We start from the raw sequence: 12,699 nt of genomic DNA on the forward strand, positions 1-12,699 counted from the left end.
CCCCGCGAGAGAGCCCGCCTGCTACAGCGCTGTGAAGGGCGCGCAGGCGGGCTCTCCCGCTACCGGCGAGCTACACCACATCCAGGGACACGACCGTTCGTGGTGCGAAGAGGAGCGAAAATAGATCACGGCCGTCCAGATCGCCCGGCCCGTCGACGACAGCGTCGGCGGACACAGTGATCCGCACGTCGCCGACGCGAATGGCAAGGGGGTGACCGCGTTCCATGCCGAGTTCGCGGTAGAGCGCCTTCGACAGGACCGGCGCAGGTGCACCCATGTTGACCCAAGCTAGCGCGCGTCGCTCGCCGCCGTCCGGCCGGGTGAAAGCAAGTTCGACCATGGGACGGAGCGAAGCGAGTGTGATTGGCACGGTTACGATCCCTGCCCCCCGCTCCAGTACGTCGACCTTGGCCCGCGGGTTCGTCGGCGCATTGCAGCCACCCAGCGCTGCCATGAACAGGAGTGCGGCCGTCGCACGCGAGATTGCAGGGTACCAAGATCCCATCATGGCATGCGTCCCCGTTCCGCCGCCCTTGGCGGCCAGTGCTGAGTTTGGTCGAAGGAAAGTTGGCTCAGCCGATTTGGCGGATCAGCTCGGCGGCCTCATCGGGCTCGTATTCCAGCAGGTCACCGGGCTGGCAGGCGAGTTCCCGACAGATCGCCTCCAGGGTCGAGAAACGCATGCCTTGCACCTTGCCGGACTTCAGCAGCGAAAGGTTGGCCTCGGTGATGCCGACGGCGCGGGCGAGATCCTTCGAGCGGCGCTTCCTCTTGGCCAGCATCACATCGAGGCGCATGACGATCGGCATCAGACGAACCCATCCCGGTCGGTCTGGATGGCGTGGCCGACCCGCGCGACCTCGGCGAGTGTGATCGCAAAAGCGGCCAGCACGAGGGCGTAGAGCGAGGAGGCGTGCAGCCAGTCGAGATCAACGCCGTGTCCTGCGAGTAGGACGAGACCATGCCCGATAGCTGGGGTGAACGCACAGGCAACGAGGCAAAAGCCAACGCGGCGAAGACGCTTCACGCCATCGAGGCCGAAAGCGATACCCTCCGCGTAAGCGAGGGCCAGACAACGTAGTTCGGCCAAGACCATAAGGGCGGGCATAGAGTTCAGTGCGAACGTGGCCGCGTAGGCCCAGCGGGTTAGCGTGGGCAGATCACCGAACCGGACGAGGCCCGGTATGTCGGTAGGGGCCAAGCCGATGTAGGCCGCGCCAGGAGCGAGCCAGAGAAACACCCCTCCGCCCGCGAGCCCGAGGGTCAGTACCAAGCCAGCGAACGCTAAGCCGAGGCCAAGCAGGCCACTGAAAAGTAGAGCGAGCCACCGGCCCCATCGGCGCAGGGCTACGTGGTGCTCCAAGCAATTTGTAGGTGGTGCTGGCAAAGGCACAATTGGAATGATGTTCGGCATCGGGACGACCTGTGCTGATCGCCTTATCGCCTCTCAATAATTTTCTGTCAAACAATAATTTATGAGAAAAGCGATCGTCCGCTTACGAGCACCATGCTCGTCGCGTTGAGTGACGAGGTTGGGTCGACATCTGCCGGAGGCTCTGGTCCGGATAAGGTGCACGCTATTCAGACCGGTGCCTCTGGCCGGTCGCGACCCACCTGCGGCGTCCGACCCTATCCCGATCTGTCCGAGAACCAGACATCCCGACACACAGCGACGGCAGTGTCGTCTGGCGCTCGATCCTCGGTCAGCCACGCCGCGCTGATGGAACGGGCCTGCGGTAGGCTCGGGGCCTTGACGCAACCTACCGGGTCCGATGCGCCAACGCAGGGGATGAACCACGCTGGCCCCAGAAGCTGAACCTTGAAGCTCGCCTCGGCTCTCGTCAGCATCAGAGCGACCCCGAGCTGCTTCGAGGGCCGCCAGGGAAAGACGATCCGCCCGCCGGGCCGCAACGCCTTCAGCCAAGGACCGGGTGGTGAAGCGACGCCCGCGTTGACGTAGATCAGGTCGCAGTCCGGCAGGGGCAATTCCGTCGCATCGCCCTGGACGACGGTCACACCCTCGAACGGTGCGAGGTTGTCAGATGCTCGACGTGCCAGTGTCGGCTCGATCTCGAAGGCATGTACGTGGTCGTTCGGTAGGGCCAGCATCGACAGGAGCGCGGTGTAGTACCCAGTCCCCGCCCCGATGTGAACGATGGTCTCCCCGCCCTTCAGAGCAGCAGCGCCGAGCCAGCGCGCGTGCAGGAACGGTTCGCCGTTGTTGATGCCCTTGGCGGCGTCGAGGGCAACAAGGCAGTTCTGGTAGACGAAGACAGGATCGGCGCTCGGCGTCTCGACGTAGCGCTCGTTGACCCTGATCTTCCAGGGGGCGGCACCGAGGAACGCCTCTCGCGGGACGCTCGCGAACACACGTTCGAGCCTGTGGTCGTCGGAGCCGCTGGCGACCGCCATCAACCTCGCATGGAAGGCGCGTACCTCGTTGATGTTGGTATGCTGGGTCATGAAGCGGTCAACGTCTGCGACATCGCGAGCCTGCCCGAAACCCGACCTGCTGCAAACCACCCGTTGCAGCCAATCCGTGCGGTTTGGTTAGAGTGTACCCCAAGGAGACTGTCGCTTCCGGTAGGTCACGAACCCTTGCTGACTTGCACCCACTGCGATTTTGAGCGAGCCTTTGCAGCCGCTGCCGCATGATCCCTCCGCTCGATGAACGCTCGTGCACGAGGCACGGCATCGTGCAGATACTGATCCGGTCCTAGCATCTTCCGCTCGTTCAAGTCCGTTGTAGAGAGTAAGTCGAAATCAACCGGAACGATCTCGCATATCCAACTCTCACGCTGAGTGAGCCAGACCCGGCTGTGGTGAGACAGGAGGCGCTCACGCAAAGAGTAGCCGTGATAATCGAACGTGATAACACCATCCGTCACATAGATGTGGTTGCCCGGCTGCTCGCTGAAGGGGACGATACGTTCGCCGTAGAAATTCTTAAGCGGGGGGCGCTCCAAATAGGCCCCTGCGAGAATGTGGCATGCACCGTAGCCGAAGAAGATGCGATCAGGTAGTGCCCACCGTCGTCCCGGGTTTTTCTTGATACCTGACTTGAGGATATACATGTCCCCATACCCCTTGCGCCATCCAAGCCGTAGTCAGTCAGGTCCGGTTGGGATGCACTCCAACCAAACCGCACGGATCGGCCGCAGCGGGTGGTTTGCGGCTGCTCTGCATTCGGGTAGCGACGGCGCAGAAGCGGACCGCCCCAACCGATCGTTCACAATCTCGTATGAACGATGGAGCGGTCAGATCGTTGCTGATGTTCTCAAGCGCGATTACTGCAAATTTGCCAAGATAACATCGTTCAAAATGCGTGTTGGCGGCTTCCATTGTTCTTCTTGTCCATAATTTCCCGATGTAACTGCGATGGCCAGTTGCAGAGCCGGGATAATGAACATCCGCTGCCCGCCATAGCCCTGTGCCACCCACATGCGCTCCAGCCGACCTGGGGCCCAACCCTTCGGCCGACCAAAGGCAACATCACGGAGGAACCACTGGTAGCCGTAGCGACGTGCCTCATCGGCGCTGACGGCGGGCGTGACGCAGCGCGTCAACCATGCGGCGGGTACGACCTCGCGCTCGCCCACTCTCCCGCCGTTGAGCATCAGCATGCCAATCCGTGCGAGATCACGAGGCGTCATGCGTGCCCCGGAGGAAGCAAACGGTTCTCCATCGATGCCAGCGACCCAATTGGTCGGCCCCATTCCCAGAGGGTCGAACAAGGCCTCTCGGGCATACTCATGCAATCTCTTGCCGGTGCCCTTGGTAATGATGCGCGCGAGTAGAGCCGTCGCCCCGCCGCAGTATGTCCAGTGCGTGCCCGGCGTCTGGATCAAGGGGCGTTCGAGCACGTAGCGGTATCGATCCTGCGCGGCATCCATCGCATTTTCGCTGTTTCGCGGGTCCGGGTAGTCGAAACTGGTCTCGTCCCAGTCGGTCCCCATCGTCATCGTCAGCGCGTGGTAGATCTTGAGGCGGTCCCGGTCGTCCTTGTCTGCCAGGTCGGCATGTTCTGGAAAGGCGGAGAAAAGCGAGGCCTCCGGAGGGGGGACCTTCCCCTGATTTAAAGCGATGCCATACAGCAGGGCGACGATGCTTTTCGAACAGGACCGCAGGTCGTGGAGCGTCTGTGAGGTGAAGGCCACTCGTCCCACGGGGCCGCGACCGCGCTCGCGATCCTCGCCCTCGAAATAGCGTTCAAGGACGACCTTGCCGTTTCGGACCACAACGAGGCCGTGGACGTTCCATATCCGCTTCGCGGCGATAGCCTGATCGAGCACCACCCCGATGTCGGCCGCGAACCCCTCGTCCTGCGGCGAAGACATCGACAGTTCGCCGACTCCGGCTGCTTTCGCGCTCGGGACTTGCTGCCCCATCATCAACGCTCCCGCCCCCAAGAGCGTCTGACGACGGCTCAGATTATGGGCCAAAAGACAGATTCCTTATTTGGGGACATGAAAGAAAATTGGCTGCACGAATGCAAGTAAACTGATCGAGAGGATGCGAACGCAGCCGGCGAATGTCTGCTCTAGAAAAATCCCGCAGGACGTCCAAGGGTCCTATTTAAATCGACCGAGACTGTCCGCTGTGGCCGCACCAATCTTCGGCCGCTCTCGGAGTCGGCAAATAAGCGCCATTCCCTAAAATTTTTTGCAAAGAAAAAATCGATGCTGCCCAATGGGATGATCCTCAATCTTTCCGAATATCTCAAAACCCAATTTCTCGTAAAAACCGCAAGCCTGAAACTCGAACGTATCGAGCCAAATTCCAATACAATTGTTAGATATAGCTAGGCGCTCAGCCTCATGTAAAATCATTGTTCCGTAATCGCGACCTCGGTGATTTTCGTGTATTGCAAGAAATTCTATGTGCAGCCAATTATATGTGCATTTCCCCCAAAGTCCTCCCACATGGGCCCCGTCCTCGTCGACCAATAATATGGCCACGGGGCGGCGAAGAGGATTTGCCACTTGAGAAGCATTATAAGCGCGCAACGGCTCTAGGACGGCGTCGCGATCCGCCTCGCTCGGACTTTCAGGAATGACAACTCGAATCGCCATGGCGTAAGTTTATTCCAACCTCGCCCATTTTCAACGGCTGCTTTCGGGAAGCGGCAACGGCGCGGCGAACGGCTCAGTTGGGTCGCCAGCAGAATGACCGCTCGGGGTGGACCCCTGCCCGTCCACATAGGAGCAGCAATGCATGAGAGCAGCTATCGCCTTCCCGGTCGCTCATGATCCAGCGCTGACGCTCAAAATCTAGGCTATTTGCTTGGCTTTTGAAGGACAAGACGCTATGTTAACTGATCGATATGAGCACCTTACACATCGCTCCCAGTGACTCAGCGGGCGGTAGCATCAGTCAGGCGCTGCGCGACGCGGGTCTGGACAATGAGGTGCTTCGCTTCCGGGACGATCTTAGTTGTGGGCCTATCCACCCACTTGATCCTGCTGCGCGGGCAGCATGGTGGAGTCAGTGGTACGATGGGCCAGAAATTGAGATTGACCTTAATCGGTTCTGGGAGCGTATCGCCACAACGGACGACTATCCGGTCGTCTGGTTCAGTCGGCATTCTGCTTCAGAATATTGCTTTTTCCTCGCCTTGAATGACTGGCTTGGAGAACGCCCCTTTTATATCATTGACGTGACGGGACGGCAGGTTTCGGCGACAAGGCGCGACGGCTCAACGGTTATATACCAACCCCAATCGGTTTCGGTCATGGGAGCGGATGCTCTCAAGCCGCTCTTTGGTCAAGAAATTCTCATGACCGCGCAAGAAAATCATGAGAAGCAGAAGCAATGGCAGCATCTTCGATCTGACAACGCAGCGTTCCGGATCATCGCGGAAGCAGGCTTAAATTCAACGACAATTGACCACTTTGATCCGGTTATCGAGGCGCAAGTGACTACAGAATGGCAATCCGTTGCCAGCGTCATAGGTCGAGCCTTTGGAGAAATTTCCGAGCCTTACAGCCAAGTTGGCGACTTGATGTTGCAGGTGCGCCTTGTTGCCCTCGTCGAGCAAGGTCGGCTCCTTGCCGAGGGTGATCCCTGGGAGCGATCGTCTTGCATAAGGCTGCCGGCGGTTGAGTGATCAAGGTTTGAGGCGCGCTTACGTCCGCGGGCCGTTTCCTGTTTGATTTTCGGTGGGACGCCCCATGTGCTTTCCCACGCGAGTCGAAGTTGCCGCGTGGCCAACAATTGTCCGCTTGTGGGAAGCGCCGATGGCGATCCAGGCGGCCGGGTTGGGTCGGAAGCAGGATGGCTGATTGGGGTGGAAACGGACATCAATTCGCCGACACCGTGATCCGATACGGCGGCACCTTGAACGGCCCGACGCGGATGGGCATGCCGTCGTCCTTGTAGACCTCCAACTCGTGCAGGCGCCCGCCGACGACGTGCAGCAGCAGGTTAACCCCAGGCCCGGACGGGTCGTCGCCCTCCAGATAGCGGCCCTCGGCCGGGACGCGCCCGACCACCATGGCGAGTGCGCCTTTGACTCGAAACCGCAGGCTGCCCGTATCATCGATCCGGCGCACCAGGGCGGTCCGGGCCTGCGCGGCCAGCCTGTCCCGGCCGGGGAAGGCGGTGGTCAGCAGACGGTCGAGCACGGCCCGCTCCCTCGGATCCAGAGGGCGCCACTGGATCGCTTCGCTCCATGGGACCGCGACGGATGCGGAAGCCGTGAGGTCGCCACGCAGCCAGCCGATCACGGCACGCGCCTCCCTCCCGGCGGCCTCGGCCGTGTCGTACAGCCCGGACCGGCCCAGGCCCGTGCCGTCCCACCGCGACCACGGGCCGTTCTCATCGTCCTCGTGCCGCAGGACGCCTTCCTCGTAGGCATACAGCCCGCCGGGGGTCTCAAAGACCCAGGCGCAGCGTAGCCCGTCCGGACTCAACCACAGATCGGCGAGGCGATCGGGCTTGCGCTGGCGCGCCTCGCGCAGGCCGAGCAGCGCGCGGGACGCCCGCGTGCGCTTGGCGGGCGGGAGCGTCAGGCGCATCGCCTCGGCCTCGGTCCGCGCGAGGTGTGCTGCGAGCACGTCCTCAAATACCGTGGTGTTGCGCGTCAGGGTGACGAGGTCGGGCACGTAGGCGTCGTACTCGTCCTCCGGTCCGCGCGCGCCCAGGCCAATCGGGTCCCAGATCCAGCGCAGCACGCGGCCGATGTGCAACGCCAGACCGTCGTCGTCGCCCGCGTCAGGCATCCTGCGCTCCCGGCTCGCCGGGCTCAAAGGTGATCGCGACCGAGCGGGCGCGGATCAGCCCGTCGAGCCCGTAGCAGGGCTCAAGCTCTATCTCGATGTCGTCAGGGGTGGGGTCGAAGGCGAGGTAGTTCCGGCGCTCCGGCCGGTCGGGCGCGCGGCGCAGGATTAGGCCGCCGATGACGTTCTGACGGCTGAAGCCGTCGAGGCGCAGGTCCATGACACCGTGTATGGTGAAGGTAACGACGGCGTGGCGTTCGAGCACGAGCGTGCCGTCCGGGCCGACGCGGTCGGTGGTGATCCAGCCGTGCACACGCAGGGTGCTCGGTCCGTCGCGGTCGAGGTGCAGGCCGAGGATCTCGCCATCGTGGAAGCTCGGCATCTCCCCGAAGTGCTGGAGCAATTCGAGGCCGCCAAGCACCTCGGCAAAGATGCTTTCCTCCGCCAACGCGGGCGACCACGGGCGGCCGTCCCAGTGGCGCATCTCCAGCGTCTCCCCCTCGGCGAGCGCCTCCACCTCAAATTTGGGGTGGTCGATGACCCGGGCGTCCACGATCGCGCCACCCTTGCGCCGGACCCCGACGACGGCGACTCCGCACAGCAAGCGGTCGATGTACGCCCCCATGGCGGCCTCGTCGGTGGTCCCGTCTTCGCGGTCCAGCAGGCTCGGGTAGGTGTGCCACACGCCCTGCTCGAAGCCAAGCAGAGTTGCGCCGTCATCAAGGCGCTCGACGACGAAGGTCAGCATGCTGTCCGGGCTGACATGGCGCTCGATGATCATAACGGTCACCCTAAGTCGACGACGATGTACTCCATCGGATCATCATCGCCCCGATGCCACCGCAGACCTGCCTTGCTGAGTGTCGCGGCAAGGTCAATGCCGCACAGGCACAGGTCAAGATCGTGCCAATCCTTACCCTTCGGCCAACGTGCGAATGGGTTCACACCTTGCCAAACAAGACGGTCCTCGCCTCTCAGAAACGCTGCAAGCTTTCTGGGCGTCCCATACTCACGTCCTTGGGCAATGACCGAGTTGCACACGCCACCCTCTCCTCGACAACGCCACCATCTTAGGCCTGCTGTTCTGTGTCGGTAATGGGTGGTTTGCAGACGGTCAGCGGGCTGTCACACTTGACCCGATGGACGACGTGATCACGACTGCATTCGAACCCCTGATCGACCTGCCTTGCTGGGGCATTCAGCGGGGGCAAGGCAGCATGCTCACCTTCGAGTTCGGTCCGCCCTACCTCCGAATCAGAGAGCCCTACGTCTCGAACTCGCCCGCGGCCTGGATACGTGAGCGGGCTGCGCAGCGGCGCGTCCGACCCTGTGGCCTGACCGGTATTTTGGACCGAGCCGAGTGAGAGGCTACTGCATGGTAGCGGCCATGGGTAGCCGGAAGGCCAGATCCGGGTAGCTGACAGGCGCGGGCGGCCGATAGCCCAGGGACGAGTGCGGCCGGACGCGGTTGTAGGTCGTTTGCCAAAGACCGATCACGATCTGTGCCTCCTTCAGCGAGTAGAAAATCTCCTGTCTCACGCACTCATCCTGAAGCTTGCCGTTGAAGCTCTCGTAAGTTACCGTTCTCCCACGGCGAGCCCGGCGTGATGTACTGGATCTGTGCTCCGGCTTTGGCGGCCCATTTGCGCAACGCCTTGGAGATCATCTCAGGGCCATTATCGCAGCGGATGTGCTTCAGGATGCCGTGCAGGCACATGGCGTCGGAAAGCGCCTCGATCACGCCGACGCTGTTGATGCGTCGCGCCACCTTCAGCGCCAGACAAGCCCGGCTCTGCTCGTCGATCAGCGTCAGGACCCGGAGCGAGCGTCCGTCGTAGGTCCGCGCTTGCACAAAGTCGAAGCTCCGGACGTGGTTGCGGTGGAGCGGACGCAGCCGCACGCAAGAGCCGTCGTTCAGCCAAAGCCGGCTGCGCGGCCGGTGCTTCTGCGGGACCTTCAGCCCCTCGCGACGCCAGATGCCCTCATCCTGAGGTTCTCGAAGGATGAACCCGGTCCTTGCCCACCTGCCACCCTGCCGCCGCGCGGTGACGCGTCGGTAGCCATAGCGCCCGTACTCGCACGCAAGGGCGATGATGGCCTGGGTCAGCGCATCCTCGTCCGCCAGCACGGTCGGCACGTAGCGTTGCGTGCCGACCGTGCTGGCCGACGATCTGGAAGGCGTGACGTTCGGAAGAGGCCGTACTTCTTCCGGATCCCGTCGACCGCCTGCCGGCGTCGCTCGGGGGCTGCAAGTTTCCCGAGGCGACGTCCGCCAGCACCTGACCCACCAAGGATAGATCGGCTACCAGCCGCCGCAGCCGCACGTTCTCGCGCTCGAGATCCTTCATCTGCCTGGCCTGATCGACTTGGCGACCGCCGTACTCCTTGCGCCAGCGGTAGTAGCTCTGCTCGGAGATTTCCGCCTCCTTGCACGCCAGCGCCAAGCTCTTGCCCTGGGCTGTCTGCACCTCGATCTGCCGCAGCTTCAGCACCACCTGCTCCGCGCTCGTCTTCTGACCTCGCCGCATGTCCGACTCCTTCGGTCCTGGCTGATCCTCTCAATCAGCCCGGTCCAAAGCCAGCCGGTCAGGTCACAACCTCCCGCTGGACCTATCGAAACGATGGGTGTCCGATATCCGGTTCGACAAACAGTGCCGTGAAAGTCTCAGTTAGGCGGGGAGCCTGCCAGCCGCTCCGAGGTGAACGGTTCCTCAAAGCGGCGGATTGTCAGACAGTCGCTCATCCCAGAAACGACAACTTCTTAGCCCTCATGTCACGGAGTTACGTTTGGCCTCTTCGACGGTGCTAGGTCCCAAATTGGACCGACAACTCCTTTGTGAGCCCATCGAAAACTTATAATGACCTCCGTCGACGGTCGGCACGTTCCTCATGCCGCCTGAATGTCTTTCAGGAAGGCGTCGACCTCCTGTTTGACGTTCAGCGATTGCGTGGCCAGTTCAGCGGCTGCGCCCAGCACCTGTGTCGCGGCGCTGCCGGTCGCACCCGCCGAGGTCAGAACACGCGCTACGTTCGCCGACACATCCTGCGTACCGCGCGCCGCCTCGCCAGCGTTGCGCGAGATCTCGCCCGTCGCGGCGGTCTGCTGGACGACGGTCGACGCGATCATGCTGGAGACCTCGTTGATCGACGCGATCGTTCGGCCGATCCCCTGAATGGCCTCTGCCGCATGAACGGTCGCCCCCTGGATCGCCGCGATCTGGCCACCGATCTCCTCCGTCGCTCGAGCCGTCTGCGCCGCCAGTTCCTTCACCTCCGCGGCGACTACCGCGAACCCCCGGCCAGCATCCCCGGCTCGGGCTGCCTCGATTGTGGCGTTGAGGGCCAGCAAGTTGGTCTGGGCAGCGATCGATGAGATCGTGGTCACGGCTGCACCGATCTGCTCGGCCGCCGAGCCCAGCGCCGTCATCGCGGCGCCGGTGGCCTCCGCCTCGTGGGCCGCGGTGCCGGCAACTTCGTTAGAGCGGATTACCTGTCGTTCGATCTCCTGAAGCGAGGCGACCATCTCCTCCGCCGCCGCTGCCACAGTCTGCACGTTGGCCGATGTTTCCTCTGCGGCCGCGCTCGACGCCAAAGCCTGGCTGTTGGTGTTGTCGGCTACATCGGTCATTGACCGGGCGGTGGCATCCAGCTCTGTCGCGGCCGACGTGACGATGTGCAACGAACTTGCGACCTTCTGCTGGAAGGACTTCACAAGAGCGTCGACGCGATCGGCTCGACGCTGGCGCGCCGATTGCTCGGCAATCTGAGCGGCTTCGAGTTCGTCCCGAGCGATGGCATTCTGGCGGAACACCTCGACGGCTTGGGCCATATCACCCATCTCGTCTGTCGCCTCGCGAGACGGGATCTCCACGGCATTTTCCCCGGAGGCCAGTCGCTTCATGGCCGCAGTCATACCGGCGATAGGCTTGATGAAGCTGCGCGCCAGCAGGAAGGCCAAGACGCCACCGACCGTAAGAGCCAAGCCAACGAGAGTCACCAAAATGAGCCGGGCATTCGCCACAGATGTGGCCGTAGCGTCGGCAATCTCATCTACAGCGCTTTTGATGTTTTCACGAACATTTGTAGCGGACGTTGTGATGGCATCGGTGTGAGGCTTGATGCCGGCTTCGAACGCATTGTTCGAAGCCGCTATTGCTGCAACCGTAGCCTGAAAGTTGATTGAATAATTTGCGAGCGCAGCGTCCACGGCCTTGATTCGCAATGAGAACGACGCGCTGCCGTCAATATCCCGTAGCGCTCTCATAGCAGCTTCAGCCTTCGACACGTTAGTGGCAAACGTGGCCGGTCCTTTGGGGTCGAAGGTTGCCAGGAAACGCCAGTTAGCCACTCGGACCAGCAACATCGTGCTCTCGACGGTTTGAGCCCGGCTCAGCATCGTCTCGTCAGCGCGTGATCGCACCTCGGCTACCAAGGCGGCTGTAGCACGGGTGAGTTCGTCGCCACCAGTGAAGAGCTTGTCCCTCGCGTCCTTGAGGCTAAGCCCGGCGGCGGACAACCGCTCCAATTCCGGCTTCATAGCGCGAGCGTCATCGCGGATACCAGCATAGACCTTCCGGCGCTGTTCCGAGATTGCTCCTTTGATCAGATTATCTCCGGCCTCCTCAATGGCTTGCCGGGTGCGCTCCATAGGAGCAATCTGTTCGGGCTCGGGCGCGAGGTGGTATTTCTCGGCATCCCCGGTCAGCTGGGCCGCCAGAATATTGACCGAATAGACACTGCGCGCAACCGTCTCATACCTCCCGCGAACCTCATACTGATTGGAGACAGTATTTAGCTGATAGTACGAAAACCCGCCGATCGCGGCAGCGACAACTATTAAACTGCCGAACCCAGCATAAAGGCGAGAGCGAATTGAAAATGGCACGATCAGAACTCCGGCGGCACGGCTGTGTCTCCTGGAATATCCCTTCAAAATCCTATTTTTTCGTTAGTTAAAGGCTTGCTATCTGTGGTTGCTTATCGGATGAAGCGTTCTGGAAATACCAAAATAGTTTTTGAGGAGCAGTGAATGAGGGTCCGGACAACTTTCGTTTTGAGAAGCGCATTCAGTGAAGCATCCGATGTCTGATGCTGGCGAACTAGAGGGTGAACGGATGTCCGCTTCCAAGCGCATCCGAGCATAAACTAAGAGTCCGCGTTGTGTCGGCGAGCGACCCCGGTGCTTCCGCTCGAGTCGATAGTACAACAATTCGCGGACCTGAGACCGCCGCAGAACCGTAGTGGCGTCAAGGAACGGTCGGGACGGATCGCGTGCATGGGTGATCGCTATCTACGCCACCCACTCACGGTCAGCATGAGCAATCTGATCTAGAGCCGTACCCGATCATGTAGCAACAGCCACGTCGTCTACGTATCCGGCTGCGGTGAGGCAGTTGCGGCACTCTTGGGCCGTAACGCGGGTGAGCGACTGCCGGATGGCGGTCCACAAGTCGGCGACGGTGCGGGCTGCCCTGGTTCGGAG

At 61.8% G+C, this 12,699-nt stretch carries 12 protein-coding genes and 2 pseudogenes; 2 read left to right on the forward strand and 12 right to left on the reverse strand.

The features are described from left to right. Positions 1–70: 70 nt before the first annotated feature. The 7 genes from ACQKQD_RS33740 to ACQKQD_RS33770 all read right to left on the reverse strand — a co-directional run bounded on the left by ACQKQD_RS33740 (position 71) and on the right by ACQKQD_RS33770 (position 5,072). Positions 71–508, reverse strand: a complete 438-nt coding sequence (locus ACQKQD_RS33740) for a hypothetical protein (protein WP_427510949.1) — start codon at positions 506–508, stop codon at positions 71–73. Between the two features lie 64 nt (positions 509–572). Then, positions 573–809, reverse strand: a complete 237-nt coding sequence (locus tag ACQKQD_RS33745; protein WP_427510950.1) for a helix-turn-helix domain-containing protein — start codon at positions 807–809, stop codon at positions 573–575. After that, on the reverse strand, positions 809–1,273 hold the full coding sequence (locus ACQKQD_RS33750) for a DUF2975 domain-containing protein (protein ID WP_427510951.1): 465 nt from the start codon (positions 1,271–1,273) through the stop codon (positions 809–811). The genes ACQKQD_RS33745 and ACQKQD_RS33750 overlap by 1 nt, the downstream gene beginning before the upstream one ends. Before the next feature lie 356 nt (positions 1,274–1,629). Next, positions 1,630–2,463, reverse strand: coding sequence for a protein-L-isoaspartate O-methyltransferase family protein (locus ACQKQD_RS33755; RefSeq protein WP_427510952.1), 834 nt, complete (start codon positions 2,461–2,463; stop codon positions 1,630–1,632). A gap of 125 nt (positions 2,464–2,588) precedes the next feature. Continuing rightward, on the reverse strand, positions 2,589–3,074 hold the full coding sequence (locus ACQKQD_RS33760; protein ID WP_427510953.1) for a hypothetical protein: 486 nt from the start codon (positions 3,072–3,074) through the stop codon (positions 2,589–2,591). A 213-nt stretch (positions 3,075–3,287) separates the two neighbouring features. Then, entirely contained in the window at positions 3,288–4,391 is a 1,104-nt protein-coding gene (locus tag ACQKQD_RS33765) for a serine hydrolase domain-containing protein (RefSeq protein ID WP_427510954.1), read from the reverse strand. Between the two features lie 261 nt (positions 4,392–4,652). After that, the gene (locus tag ACQKQD_RS33770; RefSeq protein WP_427510955.1) at positions 4,653–5,072 is read right to left on the reverse strand and encodes a GNAT family N-acetyltransferase; all 420 of its coding nucleotides are present in this window, start codon (positions 5,070–5,072) and stop codon (positions 4,653–4,655) included. Positions 5,073–5,323: 251 nt separating this feature from the next. Between ACQKQD_RS33770 and ACQKQD_RS33775 the strand changes: the two genes are divergently transcribed. Further along, positions 5,324–6,106 (forward strand): DUF3658 domain-containing protein, encoded by a 783-nt coding sequence (locus ACQKQD_RS33775; protein WP_427510956.1) that lies wholly within the window; start codon positions 5,324–5,326, stop codon positions 6,104–6,106. 193 nt (positions 6,107–6,299) lie between these two features. Here the strand turns inward: ACQKQD_RS33775 and ACQKQD_RS33780 are convergent, their stop codons facing one another. The 4 genes and pseudogenes from ACQKQD_RS33780 to ACQKQD_RS33795 form a co-directional block, all read right to left on the reverse strand. After that, entirely contained in the window at positions 6,300–7,220 is a 921-nt protein-coding gene (locus tag ACQKQD_RS33780) for a DUF6984 family protein (protein ID WP_427510957.1), read from the reverse strand. Continuing rightward, complete coding sequence (locus tag ACQKQD_RS33785; RefSeq protein WP_427510958.1) at positions 7,213–7,998, reverse strand: hypothetical protein; 786 nt, start codon at positions 7,996–7,998, stop codon at positions 7,213–7,215. Before ACQKQD_RS33785 ends, ACQKQD_RS33780 begins: the two co-directional genes overlap by 8 nt. Before the next feature lie 587 nt (positions 7,999–8,585). Beyond that, positions 8,586–9,745 (reverse strand): annotated as a pseudogene (locus ACQKQD_RS33790) (IS3 family transposase). Positions 9,746–10,104: 359 nt separating this feature from the next. Continuing rightward, the gene (locus ACQKQD_RS33795) at positions 10,105–12,102 is read right to left on the reverse strand and encodes a HAMP domain-containing methyl-accepting chemotaxis protein (protein WP_427510960.1); all 1,998 of its coding nucleotides are present in this window, start codon (positions 12,100–12,102) and stop codon (positions 10,105–10,107) included. Positions 12,103–12,396: 294 nt separating this feature from the next. Here ACQKQD_RS33795 and ACQKQD_RS33800 point away from each other — a divergent pair, with 294 nt between their 5' ends. Then, the gene (locus ACQKQD_RS33800) at positions 12,397–12,549 is read left to right on the forward strand and encodes a transposase (RefSeq protein ID WP_427510959.1); all 153 of its coding nucleotides are present in this window, start codon (positions 12,397–12,399) and stop codon (positions 12,547–12,549) included. Between the two features lie 12 nt (positions 12,550–12,561). On the opposite strand, the pseudogene ACQKQD_RS33805 reads toward ACQKQD_RS33800, so the two are convergent. Then, positions 12,562–12,699 (reverse strand): annotated as a pseudogene (locus tag ACQKQD_RS33805) (IS630 family transposase); the annotation flags it as partial.

The organism is Methylobacterium sp. NPDC080182 (genome assembly GCF_050281105.1).
GTDB lineage: Bacteria > Pseudomonadota > Alphaproteobacteria > Rhizobiales > Beijerinckiaceae > Methylobacterium.